Raw genomic sequence first — 21,101 nt, 5'->3', positions numbered from 1 at the left:
GTTCATATGACTCCACGAATTCTCTCACTTAGACTCATTCTCGGCCTTCTGATCGCCGCGATTGCTTCTCCAACACTCATCGCCACAGCTCAGGACGAACCAGCGGAAGCTGTCGACGTATACGCAGCTCCTGAAGGAACTGACGCGAACGAGCTCCAGCTCTTCCTGCGAAAGCTCGCCCGAACACCTCCTCCAGAACGAACACCTGAAGGAATCCTCGCTCATCTCCAGAAGATGGATGAGTCCTTCGTGGCGATTATGGACCGCGAGATCGATGAGGAAACGTTCCTCATGGCGGCTGAACTTCGCATGCAAGTCCTTGGCCTGCTTCCCCAGTTCGGTGACAACACCGGAGCTTTGAAGCGAGCGAAGCTGATTGAAAAACTCCAGAAGGACGAGCGACCAGAAGTCAAAGCTCTCGCAGCACGTATCGAACTTCAGGAACGAATTGGTCGATTGCCAACCCTTCCAGATGCTGCCAAGAAAGAACTGATTAAAGAACTCGCTGGCAGCTTGAAAAACGCCACAATGGAGAATCCAGAAGAACTCCAGATGGCAATCCAAGGGGCGATGCAGGCAGCACAAATGCTTGATCGTTACGGAGACACAGAGAACGCAGTCTTCGCCTACGACACATATGCTTCGATCCTCAAAGCCAAGAACGAAGCTGACCTCGACAATCTTGTTGAAACGCTCGAATCCACCGCTCGACGCCTCAAACTGCCCGGCAACGAAATCAAAGTTTCTGGCACAACTCTCGATGGATCAAAGTTCAATATCGATCAATACAAAGGGAAAGTCGTTCTCGTCGACTTTTGGGCAACCTGGTGTGGCCCATGTATTGGTGAACTTCCCAACGTCAAAGAAATGTACGAGGCCTATCACGACAAAGGCTTTGAAGTGGTCGGAATCAGTCTCGACAACGATCGCGAAGCACTGGTGGAATTCGTCAAAGACAACGACCTCAACTGGGTCACTTTGTTTGAAGACGCTCCAGAACTTCAAGGTTGGGACAACCCCATCGCCCGCTACTACGGAATCAGTGGAATTCCAACTGTTATCCTCGTCGACCGAAGCGGCAAAGTTGTGAACCTGAATGCTCGCGACGAAGTGTTGCGAACTGAGCTCGCACGACTCCTCGGACCGATCGACGATTCGAAAGAGGGCTCAGAGTAAGCTACGAAGGTCACGCATGTGATCACAAACTCTGACTTCAAAACAGCTTCGAGTAATTCAAAAGGCCGCCTGAACGTGATTCAGGCGGCCTTTTTTGCTTTCAATTCAGCTTCGCCCTGACACATGACTCCCAAGCTGTGTGAAGAGCACTACCGAGTCCAACTCCTGCCGCACAATTAAATTTTCTCTGCGACGTTTTGCCTCTCGCAAGAGACCTTTGCTAGAATTGGGTCATGCAAACGACTCGCCTCATCTCCCTCCTCGCGTTCCTGCTTCATCAACTCTTTCTCACACATCACGTGCTTGGGGAAGAGCGTATCGACTTCAATACGCAGGTGCGTCCGATTCTGTCCGATCGTTGCTTTCTGTGTCATGGGCCGGATGGAGAAAATCGCGAAGCGGATCTACGACTCGATCAGGCAGATGATGCCCATAAAAAGCTCGAGTTCGCGACCGCCCCCTTCGTCATTAAGCCCGGCAGTCCTGAGGACAGCGAAGTATTCCTGCGGATCATCTCAGATGATTCGAGCATCAAGATGCCGCCGCCTGACTCGAATCTCAACCTGACAGACGGGGAGATTGAAGTCTTGCGGAAATGGATCGAGCAAGGAGCTGAGTACGACCAACACTGGGCTTTTCAAAGACCAGTCGCTCCCGAGCTGCCGGAAGTCACTGATCCCGATTGGCCTCAGCAGGACCTCGACCGGTTCATTCTCCGTAAACTCGATCAAGCGGGTTTGGCTCCAAATCCGCCTGCGACGAAGGAGAAATGGATTCGGCGCGTCACGTTCGATCTCACTGGCCTTCCGCCCACTCTGGAAGAAATCGACAACTTCCTCGCGGACGAGTCGGATCAAGCCTACGAAAAAGTCGTCGATCGCCTCTTTCAGTCAGAACGCTATGGCGAACGAATGGCTTCCGACTGGCTAGATGTCGCACGCTACAGCGACACATACGGGTATCAGGTCGACCGGGATCGTTACGTCTGGCCTTGGCGAGACTGGGTGATCCGCAGCTTCAATAAAAATCTTCCCTACGATGAGTTCATCACCGAGCAGATCGCGGGGGACCTTCTCCCTAATGCCACGGACGATCAAATTCTTGCCACAACCTTCAATCGACTTCATCCGCAGAAGGTCGAAGGAGGTAGCACACCCGAAGAGTTCCGCATCGAATATGTTGCTGACCGAACCCAAACTTTCGGAACGGCATTCCTCGGCCTCACGTTTGAATGCTGTCGATGCCACGACCACAAATTCGACCCACTCTCCCAGGCGGAATATTTTCAGCTCTCCGCTTTCTTCGACAACATCGACGAAGCGGGTTTGTACAGCTACTTCACCCCTGCTGTTCCCACGCCCACGTTGTTGCTTTCGACACCCGATCAGAAACAGGAAATCGCTCGTCTGGAAGAAGCAGTCGTGCAGGCAGAAAAGAAGCTGCGACGGATCGCGAAAAAGAGTGCCGGTCAATTTGAACAATGGATCTCCCTGCAAAAAACCGAGAGCGTCAACGTTCCGGAACCGCTGCTGCATCTTGATTTCGAGACGGTCTCCGGACGAAATCGTTCCGTCGACGGAGTGATCGGAAAGGCCGCTCAACTCACCGGCGATGACTCAATCGACACCGAAGTCGGGAACTTCCAACGCTCTCAACCCTTCTCCATCTCATTGTGGCTGAAGACTCCGGATGTGAAAGAGCGTGCGGTGATCTTGCACCGTTCGCGTGCATGGACGGACGCAGCTAGCCGCGGATATGAACTTCTCATCGAAGAAGGGAAATTGAAGTGGTCACTGATCCATTTCTGGCCGGGGAATGCAATCAGCATTCGCACGATTGATCCAATCTCGACCAACGACTGGCACCATGTCACGATCACGTATGATGGCTCAAGTCGAGCTGACGGACTGAGTATTTTTGTCGATGGGCAGAAGTCTGAAGTCGACACGATTCGTGATGGATTGAAGAAAACGATCCAAGGAGGCGGCGGTGATAACATCGCAATCGGCGAACGTTTCCGGGATCGAGGGTTTAAGAATGGGCTCGTCGACGAGCTACGAGTCTTCGAGCGCCTGTTGACTCCCGCTGAAGTCGAGGCGATTACTTATCTTGAATCACCCGAGAAGTCTTCCAGCGACCTGTTGGTCTCTTCGCTCTCTCGCGGAGACGCACAGCGATACTTCTTGCAAACTCAGCACGCGAAGTATCAGTCGGCACTTTCGGAACTTCAGAATCAACGAAAAGCACTGAACGACTACGTTGAAGAGATTCCGGAAATCATGGTGATGCGTGAACTTCCCGAACAGAAGCCGACCTATCGACTGATCCGCGGGAACTACGACACTCGCGGTGAACAAGTCAATCCAGCGACACCAACTGTTCTTCCGCCCCTCTCCTCTTCAGGCACGGCGGACCGACGATCACTGGCACAATGGTTGACGAGTCCTGATCACCCATTGACCGCTCGCGTGACGGTCAATCGCATGTGGCAGATGATCTTCGGAAGAGGTCTTGTCGCGACACCTGAAGACTTTGGAAGCCAGGGCTCTAACCCTTCTCATCCTGAATTGCTCGACTGGCTGGCCGTTCGTTTCATGGATCAGGGATGGGATCTGCAGCAGTTGCTCAAACAGATCGTGCTTTCAGCAACCTACCGTCAGTCGTCCCAAGTCCGTCCGGATCAGATGAAAATTGACCCGGAGAACCTGCTGCTGTCACGGTCGCCAAGCTATCGCATGCCCGCTGAGATGCTGCGTGACAATGCTCTCGCTGTGAGTGGCCTGCTTGTGAATCGAGTTGGAGGTCCGCCAGCAAAACCTTACGAGGTGGCTGTCTCCTTCAAACCAGCCGAGCCAGACACGGGAGAAGGACTCTATCGCCGCAGCGTTTACACTTACTGGAAACGAACCGGTCCAGCCCCTGACATGACGACCCTCGATGCCTCCAAACGCGATGTCTGTCAGGTCAAACGTGAACGAACGTCGTCACCGCTGCAAGCACTCGTGATGTTGAACGGGCCGCAATTCGTTGAAGCAGCTCGTCTTCTCGCAGAGCGATTGATGGTGACTCACCGCCAAGATGATCAACTTCAAGTCGACGCCCTCTTGACCGATCTCTTTCGAACGTTGACGAGTCGCTATCCAACGGAACAGGAACAAGGAGTTCTTCGCCGCCTCTACGAGAACCAGTTAGCGAACTTTAAGCAACAACCTGATGACGCTGAAAAATACCTGACCGTCGGACAGCAAGAGCGCAACAAAGACCTGCCAGCGGCAGAGCATGCAGCGATCACTTCGATTGCAAATGCATTACTCAATTTGGATGAATGTGTCATCAAGCGCTAGTTAGCCCAGTACGTCTAAACCTCGAAATCAACGCTCAGAAGACCAGACATGAAAACTCATTGCGTCGGACATTCAATGTCGTCTTCCCGTCGGGACTTTCTTTCGCACGCCGGATTCGGACTCGGTTCGGTGGCGCTCTCCCAACTTCTCTCCTCACCCAGTGCGAAGGCCGAATCGGGAGCGCTTTCCGCACTGCATGTTCCTCCGCGAGCGAAGAGCGTGATCTTCCTGTTTCAGGCAGGAGGACCTTCGCAAATGGATACGTTCGACTACAAACCTGAGCTAACAAGACTTCACGGGGAAGAACTTCCTGACGAAGTCCGCAAGGGTCAGCGGCTGACCGGGATGAGCGGAAATCAATCGAGTCTGCCGCTTGTGGGATCGCCATTCAAATTCGCCCAGCATGGTGAATCGGGCGCCTGGTTGAGCGAATTGTTTCCGCACACTGCACGAGTCGTTGACGATCTCTGCTTCATCAAGAGCATGCACACTGAAGCCATCAACCATGGCCCGGCAGTCACGCATGTGCAAACAGGCTCTCAATTTCCCGGACGTCCCAGTATCGGATCATGGTTGAGCTACGGGTTGGGTTCTGAAAACGCCAATCTTCCCGCGTTCGTCGTGATGGTGACCAAAGACAAATCCGGTCAGCCACTCGTTTCACGATTGTGGGGAAGCGGCTTCCTTCCGTCTCGACATCAGGGCGTTCAGTTCCGTGCCGGTGACGAACCGGTTCTGTACATCAACAACCCTTCCGGACTTTCGACACAGAGCAAACGCAACATGCTCGATTCGCTGCGAGAGCTTCATTCGATGCAACTCAACGAGAGTCCGGACCCGTTGCTGGAAACGCGAATCTCTCAATACGAACTCGCGTTTCGCATGCAAATGTCCATCCCCGAAGCAACAAACGTCTCTTCAGAAACAGAACAGACCTTCTCGCTGTACGGGGAAGATTCCCGCAACCCCGGCACTTTCGCAGCCAACTGTTTGCTCGCCCGCCGACTGGTTGAACGCGGAGTTCGATTCGTGCAGCTTTATCATCAGGGATGGGATCATCACGGAGGGCTGCCCGGCGGAATTCGGAGACAGTGTCAGGACACAGATCAAGCCTCTGCCGCTTTGATTGAAGATCTCAAACAGCGAGGCCTGCTCGACGAAACACTTGTCATCTGGGGCGGAGAGTTCGGACGCACGAATTACTGCCAGGGTAAGCTGAGCGAGAACTTCGGACGCGACCATCATCCACGCTGCTTCTCGATGTGGATGGCTGGCGGAGGGATTCAAGGAGGAATCAACTACGGACAGACCGATTCTTTGTGCTACAATATTGAAGAGAATCCAGTGCATCTCCATGATTTTCAGGCGACACTGCTCCACCTGCTCGGGATCGATCACGAGCAGCTCACCTACAAATATCAAGGACGAAGATTTCGACTCACGGACGTTCACGGACACGTTGTCGAAGACATCCTTGCCTGATCCCACCGAATCGTTCACATTCGCTGATCAGTTGAAGCCCCGCCTTTTCTGCCAAGAGCCACAACATGACTCGCCACATCTTACGACTCACCATCGTTTGCTTGATCGGAATTGCATTGCCTGTTCACGGCGATGACGAGATTCGCTTCAATCGCGACATTCGCCCCATCCTCTCGGACAAGTGTTTTGCTTGCCACGGGCCCGACGATGCTCATCGCGAAGGCGGAATTCGCTTCGACATGCAAGACAGCGTGCTCGGTGAAGCTGATTCCGGACTGCATCCAATTGTTCCTGGAGATCCGGATGCCAGCGAGTTGATTGCCCGCATCACGTCGAAAGAAGAGTTCGTTCAAATGCCTCCGGCAGAAGCGAACAAACCGCTCACCGCCGAGGAAATCGCTCTGCTGACAAAGTGGATTGAAACCGGAGCCCAATGGGAAGACCACTGGTCCTGGGTTCCTCCCGTCGATCCGGAAGTGCCTGAAGTTGCGGACTCGTCTTTCGTCAAAAATTCGATCGACAACTTCATCTTGCGTCGTCTGGAACAAGCTTCACTGAGCCCCAATCCGGAAGCGGATCGCGCCACTCTGATTCGCCGTGTCACACTTGATCTGACCGGGCTCCCTCCGACCCCGGAAGAAGTTCAAGCATTCATCGCTGACGAGTCACCCGACGCCTACGAACGAGTCGTTGACCGATTGCTGGGTTCAGAGCGATTCGGCGAACATCAGGCCCGTTTCTGGCTCGATGCTGCACGATATGGTGATACTCACGGGCTGCACCTGGACAACTATCGCGAAATGTGGCCGTACCGCGATTGGGTTGTTTCCGCTCTCAATGACAACATGCCCTTCGATCAGTTCATTACCGAACAACTCGCTGGCGATTTGCTTCCGAATCCAACGCCGAGCCAACTCATCGCGACAGGTTTCAACCGAGCACATGTCACAACGAATGAAGGTGGGTCGATTAAAGAAGAAGTTCAGGTCCGCAATGTTGTCGACCGAGTCGTGACGTTTGGGACTGTCTTCATGGGTGCGACGTTTGAATGCACTCGCTGCCATGACCACAAATTCGATCCGTTCACGATGCAGGACTTCTATTCGATGTACGCCTACTTCAACAGCATCGACGGAAGCCCGATGGACGGTAACCGAAAAGACCACGAACCGGTTCTCGCAGTTCCCTCGCCGGAACAATCTCAGCATCTCGCAGAACTCAACGAGAAGATTGCTCAGCTTCAACAGGATAAGCAGAAAGACTGGCCGGAACTCGATGCAGAACAGACAGCCTGGGAAGTCGCATTGGCCGACGCGAGCGATCCCGATTCCGCTTCCTGGTCGATTTTGACTCCTCAGGAATTTACTTCTTCGGGAGGAGCATCGCTGGAATTACTCGAGGACCAATCGATTCTCGCGAGCGGCAAGAATTCTCCCACCGACAATTACACGGTGATTGCGAAGACTTCAGGCAATGCGTGGCAAAGTGTTCGCCTGGAAGGGCTGACTCACGAGTCACTCACGGATGCTGGAGCGGGCAGAAGTTCGAACAGCAACGTCGTGCTGACCGAATTCGAAGTCTTCACTGCCCCGATTCCGACGGACGACGCAGATCCCAAATGGTCCAAAGTGAAGCTGACCGGTGCCACCGCTGACCATGAACAATCCAATGGAGACTTCAAAGTCACCAATGCCATTGATGGAAGGAAGAAGACCGGCTGGGCGACTGAAGGCTTCGCCAAGAAAGAACCACGCACGGCAATCTTCACTGCAGAAAACCCTTTCGGATCCGAAGAAGAGTTCCTGGTTCGAATTATTCTCAAGCATGAATCTGTCTACGGGCAGCACCAGTTCGGACGTGTCAGATTGTCACTCTCGGAAGAGGCTCCGGTTCACACCAGCGTGCCGGCTGAAATCCGCACAATCGCGGGGATTGCTTCCGATGAACGAAATGATGATCAACAGAAGCAAATCACTGCTTACTTCCGCGACAATGTAACCAAGAACGCGGACTATGTTGCGGTTCGCGACGCACTGAATCAAACAACGAAAGAACGCGACGAGTTCGAAAAGACGATTCCCACGACGTTGGTGTGGAAAGAAAAATCGACTCCCGAACCTGCGTTTATCCTCACACGCGGCGAATACGATCAACCGGGCGAAGAGCTGTCTCGCCGAACGCCGTCATCATTGCCGCCGATGGATGAGGAATATCCGAACGACCGACTTGGGTTGGCAAAGTGGCTCATTGACAGTGATCATCCGCTGACGACTCGAGTCACCGTGAACCGCTACTGGCAGCAGTTTTTCGGAACCGGGCTTGTGAAGACTTCGGAAGATTTCGGTTCGCAGGGGGAACCGCCATCGCATCCGGAACTTCTCGACTGGCTGGCGGTCCGTTTTGTAGACATGAACTGGGACGTGAAACAGTTCATGAAGCTGATCGTCATGTCTCACGCTTACCGACAATCATCAGTTGTCACTCAGCAGAAACTTGAGAAGGATCGAGCCAACCGGCTGGTTTCTCGCGGACCTCGATTCCGCCTCGATGCAGAAGTACTTCGAGATCAGGCACTGTTTACGAGCGGTCTGCTCGTCGAACGACTTGGTGGTCCAAGCGTGAAACCACCTCAACCGGACGGACTCTGGTTTGCTGTTGGTTATTCCGGATCAAACACCGTTCGATTCGAAGCAGATGCCGGACCGGACAAAGTTCATCGAAGAACCATCTATACATTCATCAAGCGAACCGCGCCTCCTCCGCAGATGAATGTGTTCGACGCTCCTTCGCGAGAATCATGCACCGTTCGTCGGGAACGCACGAACACTCCGATGCAGGCGCTGCTGCTCTTCAATGATCCGCAATACGTTGAAACCGCCATCGCTCTGGCTCAACGCGGGATGCAGGAAGGCGGAGAGTCTGCGGAGTCGATCGCCGAAAGAATGCTCTGGCTAACTCTTGCCCGTGAACCGCAACCGGAGGAAATCGATCGAATCGTCGGTGCTTATAAGCAAGACCTTGAGACCTTCCAAAGCGAACCGGAACATGCCCGCGAACTCATCGAGCAAGCCAGCTTCCCGATCGACGAATCAATCGCTCTGCCTGAATTGGCAGCCTGGACGATGTGCGGCAACCTGCTGTTGAATCTCGATGAGGTCGTCACGAAGAACTAACGCATCGTCATGGATGTTCTTCGTGATCCGCATGAACGCAATTCACAGGACGGAGATCAGAAGTTTGGCCTACTCTCCACCACTCGCAGCGAGTTCGAGAGATTCGCTCGCCTGGGTGGAGGTTGTCTGAACGTTCTCCGGTGATTCGGTTGTCGCAGGCGGAGAATATTCCTCATCCGGGGTATTGATCGAGAGTTGCATCCAGCCGTCGGCGATTTCGATTTCTGTCACTTCGAGGTGACTGGGAGCACTCACGTTGTCCGACTGAATAGAAAACCGCGACGGAAATCGCGGAGTCTGAGCCAGCATTCGATTGAAGGAGTCTCTGCGAAGCTCGAAGACTGAAGTTTCATGGGATGCAATCGATTTTAGTTCGTCGATCATGACCCCGACCCCAATTTGCCGCCCTAGCAATTCGGGTTCGATGTTGACGATCACCCGATGTTCGGGGAACTCAGGTCCCCAGACCGGCCGGAATCCCAAATTCGCCTGCAGGATGACAAGGCCATTCTTCAGGCCTACTCGCAGAGGGGACCGGTCAGCCATGACCAGACTGCCGAAGCGTGGGTTTTGAATGATCATCTGTGGGGAACCGTTTTCGATCTGTACGCTTTCAAGAATCGTGTCTGGAATCATCAGCCCAGCGAGTGGAGATCGTTCAATGACATCGTTCATGAACGACTGCTGCACGCGAACGATCACCCCTTCTGTTGGGAGACTCTTCGCGTCGAATTGCCGTGTCGCAAGTTGATCTGCACCCGGACCGATGTGAACCAGCAAATGCTCATTCGTCGAGCGAGTTGCGATGTCTCTCGGATCAAATTTGAGACGACTCAAGAGTGAGCCAAACTTCGATTCCAAACTCTGATTGAGCGCAACCACCCGGGAATTCACTCGCTCGTCAAATTCACTGATGACGCGTTGGTTGAGGCGGTTGGCTGCGTTTTGTCTGACGTAAGCTTGACGCTGATTGGCCATCCGCAGAGCAGTGTCGCTGGCCAGATTTCCGAGAAGCGGAATTCCGTCGAAGGGTGTTGAGGCTGAGTAGTTCTGCTGAAAAATCTGATAGGTCGTCACCGGTGCGACCGATGCCAGTTTCATTCCGTCGAACACGACCGCTTTTCTGGAATGAAAGTGATACTGACCTCGCGACGAAATTCGCGTCCGCCGGACGTAGCTTGTTGTCTGGTTATTGGTCTGACCACTCAGTGTGACAAAGAACCGTGCCGGTCGCTGTGACTCGACCATTTCGAGATGTGCTTCGGTCGTCGTGCACTGATTGCCGAAGACTTCAGCTTCGAGGATTCGATCCCGAACTCCCCCGCATTCGGCTGTTGAGCGATTGATCCACTTCGAAAGAAACGACTTGTGGACAGCAATCGTGACTCCCTCTGTATGCGCATCAACTCGTTCGATCTGTATCGGAAGATCTTCGTCCTCGGACACGCTCTCCAAAAGCTGTTCGAACTCATTTCCAATTGAGCCTGACTCAGCTGGCTGAGACTCGGGGACTAGAAGCGACGGAGACTCGGCTGCTTCCACAGATGGGGAAAGCAATCGTGTTGACATAAGTATCAACGAAACAGCCACGATCTCAGTGGAAAATCTTGCCATGAGACTTGTCTCTGATAGGACAATGGAAATGCAGTCACGAGAAGTGAGCAGGGAAATGTCTCAAAGCCTACTCTCCGTTGAGGCTCCGCACTGAGATTTGCCACCGAATGGAATTGGGCGTCGCACTCAGGACTGGCTGTTACACAATTGAAGACGCGGATTTGAGACTGGAACGGCAAGAATTTCGAAGTCAAAATCTAGTTGCATCTTTAGAAACCCGGAACGGGTCGAGTTCGGTCGCACTCGCGATCGGTCAGGTTGGTCCGAATAATCCGAGAGAAACGAATGGCCGGATCAGCGCACTCTCCGAGACGGTTTCCGGAAAATCGTATGTGCACAGACAGCGAAATCCACTTCAACGAGTCAGAGTGAGTGCTCTGACAGGAGCGGCACACTCTCGCACGCTGGCTCAGGTGGCACACCGGTCAATTTTTGCTACGATCAACGATCGTTGAATTGTTCTCTCCGGAATGTTCAATCATTCCCAATCTGATAAGTCCTCCACTACTTCTTCCTACCCGGAGTCCTTGAATGTTTCGTGTTTTCATTTCCTGCTTCCTCGTGGGAGCTCTTTCCATCACAGCGTGCGGTGAGGAGGGATATCAGTCTCTCTTCAATGGAAAAGACCTCACCGGATGGGACGGCAATCCCGAACTCTGGTCCGTCGAAGACGGTTTGATCACTGGTAAAACAAATGGACCTGACCATCTGGATCACAACCAGTTTCTCATCTGGGACGGTGGGGAAGTTGGTGACTTCGAACTGAAACTCGAGTTTCGCGTTCTGGGAGACAACAACTCGGGCGTTCAATACCGTTCGAAGAGGCTGCCGGACGTCGGCAAGTGGTCCGTTGGCGGATATCAGGCCGATATTCACGGGAAACCAGAATACACAGGGATGCTCTACGATGAGCGCGGACGTGGGATCGTCGCTCAACGCGGTCAGAAGGTGACTGTCGACAATGAAGGGAAAAAACATGCAAGCGCTCTCGATGTCGCAGTGAAGCCGATTGACGTCACCGATTGGCATGAACTGACCATCACGTGCAAAGGAAACAAACTCAAGCACGCGATTGACGGAGTCACGACCGTCGAGATCATTGATGATCACGAAGCTGAACGAGAGATGAAGGGGCTGATCGCGTTTCAAGTTCACCGCGGCCCAGCGATGACAGCACAGTTCCGCAACATTCGCCTGAAAACACTCGACCAGAAAAAGAAGGCCGACAAGAAGACCAGCCAGTCAAAAGTACGGCCTGAAAACGCCAATCCAAAATGGATCTGGCTCAATGAAGGTGATCAACTCGCTGAGAAGGTTTTCTTTCGCAAAGAGTTCGAAGTCAAAGGAGCCATCGCGGCAGCACGACTCTACACCACTTGCGATGACCAAATGACGATCTACCTGGACGGAAAGAAAGTTCTCGAAAGCTCAAGCTGGTCGGAACCGGTTTTTTTCGACATCAATCCACTCATCGACGGAGATGCTCCGGGTGGAAAACACGTTCTTGCAGTTGAAGCCAAAAACAGCGACGGACCTGCCGGGTTGCTGGTCATGCTGAACTTTGAATCTGGCTGGCGCGACGCATGGTCGATCGTTTCTGACGGGAGTTGGCAAGCATCCGCCAAGCCGGGGAAAGGCTGGCGGAACCTCGACTTCAAAGAGTCGGACTCCTGGAAAGAAGCCAACGTGGTCGCTGAATTGACCGGCGGTCCGTGGGAGATGACAGACGAACGACTGCTTGCAGCTGCCAAACTCAAACAACCTGAAGCAACTCCAATTGATCAGCTCATCACCAAGAAGGGCTTCGAAGTCGAGTTGCTTTATTCGGTCCCCAAAGACCAGGAAGGGTCCTGGGTCAGCATGTGTACTGATCCCGAAGGACGTTTGATTGTCTGCGATCAATACGGTGGGCTCTTTCGCGTCACTCCTCCGGGAATCCGAGGAGCGACCGAAGTTGAGATTGAACCGATCAAATTGAATATCGGAGAAGCACAAGGACTTCTCTGGGCATTCGACAGCCTCTACATCGTCGTGAACTCAGGCGGAAAATTCACCAGTGGTGTTTACCGAGCGACCGATACTGACGGAGACGATCAACTGGACCAGCTGACGACATTGCGTCAGTGGCCCGGTGGAAGCGGAGAACATGGTCCTCACGCAGTCCTGCTGACTCCAGATGGCGAAGGGTTGTATATCGTCGTCGGAAACAAGACCGACTTGACGGAGTTCTCAAGCTCGCGCGTCCCACAGATTTGGGATGAAGACAACATGCTGCCTCGCGCTTACGGCCGTGGCTTCATGAAAGGCACTCCTGCTCCCGGTGGATACATCAGCCGAATTGATCCTGAAGGCAAAAACTGGGAACTGATCACTGTCGGATTTCGAAACGAGTACGACGCTGCTCTGAACGCCGACGGAGAACTCTTCACTTACGATGCGGACATGGAATGGGACATCAACACTCCGTGGTATCGTCCGACTCGCATTTCGCACGTCTTAAGCGGAGTCGATTTTGGATGGAGAAACGGTGGCGGCAAGTTCCCAGAACACTTCGCGGACACTCTCCCACCTGTCGTTAACATCGGACCGGGATCGCCAACAGGAATCGTGTTTGGCTACGGTGCGAAGTTCCCTGCCCGTTACCAGAATGCACTGTTCATCAGTGACTGGAGTTACGGGAAGATGTATGCCGTCCATTTGAAACCGGCTGGAGCGACATACAACGCCGAGTTCGAAGAGTTCATCACTGGCACACCTCTTCCACTGACCGACTTGGTCGTCAATCCGGTTGATGGAGCGATGTATTTCGCGATCGGTGGTCGAAGAGTGCAATCGGGTCTCTACCGAGTCACTTACACAGGCAAGCAGTCGACAGAACCTGCCGACGCCCATCAGAAGAATGGTGCCAAGCTTCGCGCACTTCGAGCTCGTCTGGAAAAACTGCACGGAGAAAAACATCCTCGCGCTGTCAAAATCGCCTGGAAACATCTCGGTCATCAAGACCGTGTGATTCGAACCGCAGCCCGAACAGCGATCGAACACCGCCCGGTCAGCGAATGGCAAGAGCAAGCCCTGAACGAACCTGATCCAAATGTACGAATTGAAGCACTTCTGGCATTGTGTCGAACACATCGTCGTCCGTCCAAAAACGACGCTGAAGCTGTCGACACAACGCCCCCGGACTGGAGTCAGCCCACACAAATCTCCAAAGAGGACCAAGAACTCCAAGCGAAGATTCTCATTTCTCTCGGCCAACTGAAACCAGAATCTCTTGATCGCCAACAACAGTTGGCTGCATTGCGAGTTTTGCAGCTCGCTTTGCTTCGGTTCGGCCAGCCTGCTGCGGAAGTCCGAGACGAACTCATCAAACATTTGAATCCAATGCTTCCAGCTGACAGCCCGGAAGCGAACTCCATGCTGCTGGATGTTCTGATTTATCTGCAATCTCCAGAGGCAGCTGCCAAGGGAGTTGCACTGCTCAACGAGGCTCCTTCACAAGAAGAACAGATCCTCTACGCGAAGTCACTGCGACATCTGGTCGTAGGCTGGACTCCAGAACTGCAGGAGCAGTATTTCAACTGGTTTGTGAAAGCGGCTGGTTATCGCGGAGGAGCAAGCTTCGGCATGTTTGTGAACAACATCAAAGAAGAAGCTGTCGCTCACCTCACAGACGAAGAAAAGACTCGCCTCGAACCTGTTCTCACGAAACAACCGGAAGGTCAGGTCAATCCATTGGCTGCTGAGCCACGACCGTTCGTGAAGAAGTGGACCATGGAAGAACTGCTTCCGAAAGTTGAGTCGAGCCTCGTCAACCGCGACTTTGAGCATGGCCGAAAGATGTTTGGTGCAGCGAACTGCTTCGCCTGCCATCGCTTCGCAGGAGAAGGTGGAGCAGTCGGCCCGGATCTGACTGGATTGGCTGGCCGATTCGATCGGAAGTACATTTTGGAATCGATTCTCGATCCAAGCAAAGTCATCAGCGATCAGTACTCAGCTGTCCAAATTCTAACGATCGACGGCAAGGTCGTTCATGGACGCATCGTCAACCTTGCTGGCGACTCCTTCCAGATCAACACAAACATGCTCGATCCAAATGCCCAGACCAATGTGGACAGAAAACAGATCGAAGAGATGATGCCGTCCAAAGTCTCAATGATGCCGCAGGGACTGGCAGACACTCTCAATGAGGAAGAATTGCTCGACCTGATGGCATTTCTTCTTTCACGCGGAAATCGCGATGACAAGATGTTTTCCAAACCGGAACAGGCTTCAGCGACTCCGTAGCGAGTTTTAGCGAGTCCTGTTCTTTCCGATAGATTCTCAAAACCTTCCGTGTCATCTGCTCAGACACGGAAGGTTTTTTCGAATAATTTTCGAGGCAATCGCCGACTTGTTTCGGATAGGATTTGCTTGATCTCAACAGATCGGATTGATTGACGATTGCAAGCTGGCAGGAATCTGCCAGACTTCGATAGAGCGCCTGCCGGCGCGACCTTTCTCAAATGATTTCAACGGAGTCCATCGATGCCCCCATCTGCAACGGATTATCGTCGGTTGCATGACCTGCACAAGGATCTCAAAAAGACACAAGACAAGTTGGCTCGGGGTCCTCGTCAAATTCGGGCTCGTCAGGCTCGTGTCGAAGCGGCACAGGAAGAGTTGACCCAGCTTGAACAAACTCTGCAGGAAGTGCGTGGGCTCGCTGATCGCAAGAATCTCGACCTCAAGTCCAAAGAATCTCACATGGTCGAGTTGCAGGGCAAACTCAACGCCGCAGCTTCAAACCGAGAGTTTGACATCATCCGAGGGCAAATCGACGCAGACGTCGCTGCGAAGGCTGTGCTGGAAGATGAGGTGCTCGAAGCACTCGAACGGGTTGACCGAACGCTTTCAGAGATCGCAGAGAAGAAAGAAGAAATCGCCCAACTCGAAACAGAAACACGGGATTTCGCAAATGACTTCGAACAAAAATCGGCCAAGCTCCGGGAACAAGAAGTCTCTCTGGGTGAGCAAATCAAAGAGACTGAGAAAATCGTTCCGTCGGAGATTCGAGAACAATACGACCGATTGGTCGAAGCTTACGGCCCCGAAGCAATGGCTCAAGCCAACGGCGGAGTCTGTAACAACTGCTTCACCCAGCTGACTCCACAGTCCAAGGTGCTGCTGAATTCCGGAAAGATTCTCTTCTGCGGCTCATGCGGCCGTCTGCTCTATCAGGGATGATGTCAATCTTCCTCATATGACAATGCAACACAGCGCTGCCGTCCGAGATCGCAAGAAAGCATGTGATGGATGAATCTCGACATCGAATCCGGGCCAATGTCCTCAGCTGCTTGTTCATCGCTCTTGGAATCATCTTCCCATTTCAAGCATCTTCGGAAGACTCCACTGATTCATTTCCGACGTCGAACCCTGAATGGCTGAGCCTCGAGAATGAGTTCGTCCGTGTGGCGATCAAGATGTCGGCAGGAGGGGCGATTGGCTGGTTTTCGGAAGCGAAATCCGAAGACAATCTGATCAACCATTTTGATCAGGGTCGATTGATTCAGCAGTCGTTTTACGGTGTCGTCGACGGGTCACTGTGGGCTGAGAAACCCTGGCGATGGAATCCAGTTCAGGGCGGAGACTATCAGGGCAAGCAATCGACGGTCACACAGTTTCGCGAGAAGCCAAACGAGCTGTATGTCCAAACTCTGCCGATGCACTGGGCATCCGGCGAACCGATTCCAGAAGTCGTATTCGAGCAATGGATCACTCTGGACGGTCCGCTTGTGCGAATCCGGTATCGCATGGAGTACACAGGCGACGTGAAACATCCGGTGCACGATCAGGAAATCCCGGCAGTCTTTCTCGACCGGCGATTTTCAGAACTCGTCTATTACGAAGGCGAAAAGCCATTCACCGACGATGCGTTGACTCACCGCAAACCCGGGTTTCCCAACGAGCGTTACAACTGCCCGGAACACTGGATCGCATACGTTGACGAGAACGATTATGGAGTCGGAGTGTCGGTGCCCGTCGCTGAAGTCTTCACCTGCTACCGCTTCGGCGAACGAAATCAACGGGGAGCGTGTTCGTACTTTGCTCCACTCACACAGTTTGCGATTGTGCCTGGCACTGTCTTCGAATACGAGTGTGCCCTCACCTGTGGAAAGCTCAGTTCGATCCGTGAGACGTTGATCGAGTTCCAGAACTCGAAGGCAGATGAGTGACGCTCAAACCATCTCTGGTCTTCTGAACCCGACACGTGAGTCGATTCAATCTCTTGCCAGACGGCTACTCAACAACTGGAGGAGCGAACAGAGAAGGATCGACGGAAGCTGGCTGAATTGGACGACTGGTCTCAATCGCCTGCGGACTTGGCATCGGTGGGAGATGTGTTCCCGATTGAGGCGGATAGTAGTACTCGTTCGAAGTGTGTCGCGGAACCATGCTTGTCTGTGGATTTCCGCTTCCTGTGGGCTGAGTTGGCGGAGACGACGGAACAGGTGTCGGCGCGGCTTCGGAAGGAGCACCATAGACTTCAGCCGGATACATTTCCCCAGAATGGTGATAGGTCGATCCGCTGAACTGATTTTCGCAATCGGGGCAGTAGCTGTCCGAAACTCCACCGTGATAAATCCCGCCATCGACAGGATATTCGCCACCGTAGCTGGAGAAGCCGTCGACGTATGAGCCGTCGTAAGAACTGAATTCGTCCCATCCTCCTCCGCATCCACAATCAGTCCCAAAGTCAATGGGCTGGCTGCAGTGTGAACAATGAGAAGCTGAGTGCGGGGCTGAGTTCAGGTCGCGATACCATCGCTTCAGATCTCGTTGTTGTCGCCGTTCTGCGATCGACATCCTGCGAGGATGTTTACTGTAGTGATGATTTCCCATCGCAGGCGGACAGGATTCGCTCACACAGGAGTTGTAGGAGGGTGTCCAGCCGTAGCATCCGCCCATTCCCGGACCGTAGTACTCGGGACAGCAATAGCATCCAGAAACGGAAACGCAGACAACAAGAAGGGAAAGCAGTTGAGAATGCATGTGTGATCCTCGTGATCAACTCATAGGGCGCACTGAGGAATGTGCGCAGGAGGGGTTACCTCTGCTATCGTCCGGGGGAATAGAGAAGCTTTAACGATTTTGCGTCCTGAGAGAAAAAAACTGAATCTCACCGACCGGCGGATTCTGCCGGGAAGAACATGCGATTCGAGCCGACTGTCCAATGCGGACAAACCGCATCAACCGGAACAATTCTGAGGACAACACCCGCGAATTATTTTGCTGTGCCGATCATCCAGCGTAGAATTTGATCTGAGAGAGCGAACTTTTGCAGAACATCTTGCACACCGTAAACTTGTGTCGCAAAATGAAACTTCGTCGACGGCAACTTCAACGACTCAGGAAACGAGTCGTTCAGTCAGCGTGAGCACACGAACCGGTTCGCGCGGACCTCATGAGATGCTGGTCAGGAGACGGACCGGAGAATGACGCATTCTGTCGTAATCCATACAATGGATAAGGATGCACATTCTCAACGATGACTAATTTTGACTGTCAAGTCTTACCGATTTAGCGACTGTTGTGGAATGTTTCTCTCCACTACTCATCGGTCATGGAGGATCTGAGCGGTTCCTTTGAAAAACGATTTCCTCATCCTGTCGCCGACTGACACAATTCTGGAGTCGACCCCAAATGTCGAAAAAGTATCTGAGCCTCGAAGAAGCCGCCAAAATGTTGAACGTCTCCCCCGCAGAATTGTTGCGGATGCGGGAGCAGAACGAGATCCGTGGATTTGCTGATCGCGGGAACTTCAAGTTTAAGACCGATGATGTCGAAGCACTGGCTCGTGAATTCGGAGCTGACTCCAATCCAGAGCTTCCTCTTCTTGATGAAGACGATGATCAGGATGACGTCGGAGAACAGCCAACCGTCATCTCCAAGGGTGGGCTGGAAGATCTTGACGATTCGCTGAAAAGCAGCGACAGCGACGTGAGAATCGTGGGTGGACCGGATATCGATCTCATCGATGACAGCGACAGCGATGTGAAACTCGTCGGCCTCGACAGCTCCGATGATATTCCTGTTGAGGAAGACAAAACCGCTCCCGAGATGAATCTCGGTGACAGCGACAGCGACGTCCGTCTAATGGGATCTCCTGAAGAAGCGGAGAAGAGCTCGGACGATGCTGGAAGCGACAGCGACGTGAAGCTGGTGAGCGACGACGACGATGCAAGTGACGTGACGCTGATGAGCAATGAACACGAAGCTGTCCGTGTCAGCGGAGATGAACAGTCCGTGTTCGCCGATGACGATGATTCGGGAATCTCACTCGATACCGATGACAGCTCGCTGATCGGAGAAGACAGCTCGCTCATGCTTGGAGCAGGCAGTGGTATTGCTCTCGAGGGACCAACCGACAGCGGAATCGAACTGACCGCTGACGAAGACGATGAGGGAATCACTCTCGATCTGGATGACGATTCCGGAATCTCTCTGGTCAGCGACGAAAGTGGAATTTCTCTCGACGTCGCGGACGACAGTGGAATCTCGCTCGAAGAAGACGACCACTCGGGAACAATTCCGATGATGGACGCCCTCTCAGACGATTCCGTCGCTGAGACACAATTCGAGATTCCTCCGCTTGAGGACGAAAGCCCAAGCAGTGTGTTCGATCTCGACACTGTCGATGCTGACGACAACGCCCTCAGCTCAGCTGAACTGGGAACAAGCGACAGCGTCTTCGATCTCGACGATGAAGGCTCCGCTTCTGAATTCGCATCGTCGGATGTCTTTGATGCTGAAGAAGACGATCTGGAAATCGAAGAAGATGTCTTCGGTGACGATGATGACCTCGACGTCTTTGACGCGGACGACGACGTCTTCGACGATGAAGAAGGTGATGAGTATCCATCACGGATTCGCGGCCGAGCAGGATCGGACGCTGAATGGGGAACCGGCGTTTTCGCTGGGCTGACGATTGCGAGTCTGCTGCTCCTCGTTTGCGGAGTGGTCATGATTGACCTCGTCAACACCATGTCAAACGCATCATCACCGAACCCAATTTCGGGAGCCATCCTGAATGCACTCGGTGGACTCTACAGCTAAGTCAGATCAATCGACAAAGTGATCTGAATTTGTGACAGCTACAGGTCGAATCGACATCGCGTCGGTTCGACCTGTTTTCGTTTCTGCAATGCCAGGCTCACGTTCCAGTTCAGGCCGTTTTTCATCACAGCGAATGGTCCATTCGCCCGGAATCCTGTATCCTCGATGAAATATTTCGATCCAACGAGAAAGCCCGTCTGTGCGTAATCGTCGTGAGTAAGGCAGCGCAGCAGACGATTCCTGTTCTCAAGCAAGCTCATTCACTCATCGTCTGATTTGAGACACCCTCCAGCCAGGAATTCAGAATGCTGATGAACCGATTATCCGTCTGTCTCTTCACTCTCGGATTCATCATCCCTCTTTCAATTGTTTCTGCTGATGAACCAAAACTCGAAAAAGGTGATCTGGTCGTGTCGATCGGGAACACTCTGATCGAAAGAGAGCAGGAGTACGGAGACTGGGAACTGGAACTGACTCGCCGACTTTCCGGACAGAACATCCGGTTCCGCAACCTCGGCTGGAGCGGCGACACTGTCTGGGCAGAGTCTCGCGGAATCTTCGATCCTCCCAAAGTCGGATACGAGCGGTTGATCGAACTCGCAAAAGAACTGAAGCCGAACGTCATCGTATTCGGATACGGAGGAGTGGAATCCGAAGGCGGCATTGACGCACTACCAGCATTCATCAAGCAATACGAGCAACTCGTCAACGATGTCGCCAACTCCGAAATCGAGTGCCTCCACTTGCTCCCAATTCCGCTTGAGGAGTCTTCGTTTCCGGTTCAGAACTCGGAAGCGAAAAACTTCATTCAACAGGCGAATCAAAACATCCAACTCTACGCGGACGCGATTCGGAAATTTGCGGAGAGTCGCGGAGAGGCTGTCATCGATCTCACTGCCGCATTAAATCATCGCCCTGCGGATCAACAATGGCGTGACAACGGTCTGCACCTCAATGCAACAGGCTATCAGAAAACCGCGTCTGCCTTTGTCGACGCGTTCGGCCTCGAGGATCAAGAACCTGTCGGAGATGCTGAAGAATTGCGTGCCTTGATCCGTCGCAAGAACGAACTGTTCTTTCACAGATGGCGTCCACAGAACATCACCTACCTCACTGGATTCCGAAAGCACGAGCAAGGCCAGAACGCGGTCGAAATCGCACAGTTTGATCCACTGATCGCAGAGGTGGAAAGCCAAATCTCTTCGATCATCGATTGAGG

Annotated in this window: 11 protein-coding genes; 9 read left to right on the top strand and 2 right to left on the bottom strand. The window is 53.0% G+C overall.

The genetic code is table 11. The features are described 5' to 3' along the window. The first annotated feature begins 6 nt into the window (after nucleotides 1-6). The 4 genes from AB1L42_RS07610 (at nucleotide 7) to AB1L42_RS07595 (ending at nucleotide 9,175) form a co-directional block, all read left to right on the top strand. Nucleotides 7-1,176 carry a TlpA disulfide reductase family protein gene (locus tag AB1L42_RS07610; protein WP_367053077.1) on the top strand — a complete coding sequence of 390 codons (1,170 nt, stop codon included), beginning with the start codon at nucleotides 7-9 and terminating at the stop codon, nucleotides 1,174-1,176. Nucleotides 1,177-1,409: 233 nt separating this feature from the next. Then, nucleotides 1,410-4,520 (top strand): DUF1553 domain-containing protein, encoded by a 3,111-nt coding sequence (locus tag AB1L42_RS07605; protein WP_367053075.1) that lies wholly within the window; start codon nucleotides 1,410-1,412, stop codon nucleotides 4,518-4,520. Nucleotides 4,521-4,595: 75 nt separating this feature from the next. After that, on the top strand, nucleotides 4,596-6,002 hold the full coding sequence (locus AB1L42_RS07600) for a DUF1501 domain-containing protein (protein ID WP_367053073.1): 1,407 nt from the start codon (nucleotides 4,596-4,598) through the stop codon (nucleotides 6,000-6,002). Between the two features lie 65 nt (nucleotides 6,003-6,067). After that, the gene (locus AB1L42_RS07595) at nucleotides 6,068-9,175 is read left to right on the top strand and encodes a PSD1 and planctomycete cytochrome C domain-containing protein (protein ID WP_367053071.1); all 3,108 of its coding nucleotides are present in this window, start codon (nucleotides 6,068-6,070) and stop codon (nucleotides 9,173-9,175) included. A 69-nt stretch (nucleotides 9,176-9,244) separates the two neighbouring features. Here the strand turns inward: AB1L42_RS07595 and AB1L42_RS07590 are convergent, their stop codons facing one another. Then, nucleotides 9,245-10,789 (bottom strand): hypothetical protein, encoded by a 1,545-nt coding sequence (locus AB1L42_RS07590; protein ID WP_367053069.1) that lies wholly within the window; start codon nucleotides 10,787-10,789, stop codon nucleotides 9,245-9,247. Nucleotides 10,790-11,320: 531 nt separating this feature from the next. Between AB1L42_RS07590 and AB1L42_RS07585 the strand changes: the two genes are divergently transcribed. The 3 genes from AB1L42_RS07585 (at nucleotide 11,321) to AB1L42_RS07575 (ending at nucleotide 17,001) form a co-directional block, all read left to right on the top strand. After that, complete coding sequence (locus tag AB1L42_RS07585; RefSeq protein ID WP_367053067.1) at nucleotides 11,321-15,073, top strand: family 16 glycoside hydrolase; 3,753 nt, start codon at nucleotides 11,321-11,323, stop codon at nucleotides 15,071-15,073. A 240-nt stretch (nucleotides 15,074-15,313) separates the two neighbouring features. Then, complete coding sequence (locus AB1L42_RS07580) at nucleotides 15,314-16,012, top strand: hypothetical protein (protein ID WP_367053065.1); 699 nt, start codon at nucleotides 15,314-15,316, stop codon at nucleotides 16,010-16,012. Between the two features lie 65 nt (nucleotides 16,013-16,077). Then, nucleotides 16,078-17,001: a hypothetical protein gene (locus tag AB1L42_RS07575; RefSeq protein WP_367053063.1), complete on the top strand. Its 924-nt coding sequence runs from the start codon at nucleotides 16,078-16,080 to the stop codon at nucleotides 16,999-17,001. A gap of 64 nt (nucleotides 17,002-17,065) precedes the next feature. Here AB1L42_RS07575 and AB1L42_RS07570 read toward each other — a convergent pair whose 3' ends face one another. Further along, on the bottom strand, nucleotides 17,066-17,818 hold the full coding sequence (locus tag AB1L42_RS07570; RefSeq protein WP_367053061.1) for a hypothetical protein: 753 nt from the start codon (nucleotides 17,816-17,818) through the stop codon (nucleotides 17,066-17,068). A gap of 651 nt (nucleotides 17,819-18,469) precedes the next feature. Between AB1L42_RS07570 and AB1L42_RS07565 the strand changes: the two genes are divergently transcribed. After that, complete coding sequence (locus tag AB1L42_RS07565; protein WP_367053059.1) at nucleotides 18,470-19,882, top strand: helix-turn-helix domain-containing protein; 1,413 nt, start codon at nucleotides 18,470-18,472, stop codon at nucleotides 19,880-19,882. 311 nt (nucleotides 19,883-20,193) lie between these two features. Further along, entirely contained in the window at nucleotides 20,194-21,099 is a 906-nt protein-coding gene (locus AB1L42_RS07560; RefSeq protein WP_367053057.1) for a GDSL-type esterase/lipase family protein, read from the top strand. Nucleotides 21,100-21,101: the final 2 nt, after the last annotated feature.

This window comes from Thalassoglobus sp. JC818 (assembly GCF_040717535.1).
Lineage (GTDB): Bacteria > Planctomycetota > Planctomycetia > Planctomycetales > Planctomycetaceae > Thalassoglobus.
Note: the sequence above shows the minus strand (reverse complement) of the source record. Positions and strands in the feature narration are given on the sequence as shown.

Bases quoted from the DNA above. Each gene is read 5' to 3' on its own strand.
- AB1L42_RS07610 (WP_367053077.1), top strand. From the start codon at position 7: ATGACTCCACGAATTCTCTCACTTAGACTCATTCTCGGCCTTCTGATC.
- AB1L42_RS07605 (WP_367053075.1), top strand. From the start codon at position 1,410: ATGCAAACGACTCGCCTCATCTCCCTCCTCGCGTTCCTGCTTCATCAA.
- AB1L42_RS07600 (WP_367053073.1), top strand. From the start codon at position 4,596: ATGTCGTCTTCCCGTCGGGACTTTCTTTCGCACGCCGGATTCGGACTC.
- AB1L42_RS07595 (WP_367053071.1), top strand. From the start codon at position 6,068: ATGACTCGCCACATCTTACGACTCACCATCGTTTGCTTGATCGGAATT.
- AB1L42_RS07590 (WP_367053069.1), bottom strand. From the start codon at position 10,789: ATGGCAAGATTTTCCACTGAGATCGTGGCTGTTTCGTTGATACTTATG.
- AB1L42_RS07585 (WP_367053067.1), top strand. From the start codon at position 11,321: ATGTTTCGTGTTTTCATTTCCTGCTTCCTCGTGGGAGCTCTTTCCATC.
- AB1L42_RS07580 (WP_367053065.1), top strand. From the start codon at position 15,314: ATGCCCCCATCTGCAACGGATTATCGTCGGTTGCATGACCTGCACAAG.
- AB1L42_RS07575 (WP_367053063.1), top strand. From the start codon at position 16,078: ATGGATGAATCTCGACATCGAATCCGGGCCAATGTCCTCAGCTGCTTG.
- AB1L42_RS07570 (WP_367053061.1), bottom strand. From the start codon at position 17,818: ATGCATTCTCAACTGCTTTCCCTTCTTGTTGTCTGCGTTTCCGTTTCT.
- AB1L42_RS07565 (WP_367053059.1), top strand. From the start codon at position 18,470: ATGTCGAAAAAGTATCTGAGCCTCGAAGAAGCCGCCAAAATGTTGAAC.
- AB1L42_RS07560 (WP_367053057.1), top strand. From the start codon at position 20,194: ATGAACCGATTATCCGTCTGTCTCTTCACTCTCGGATTCATCATCCCT.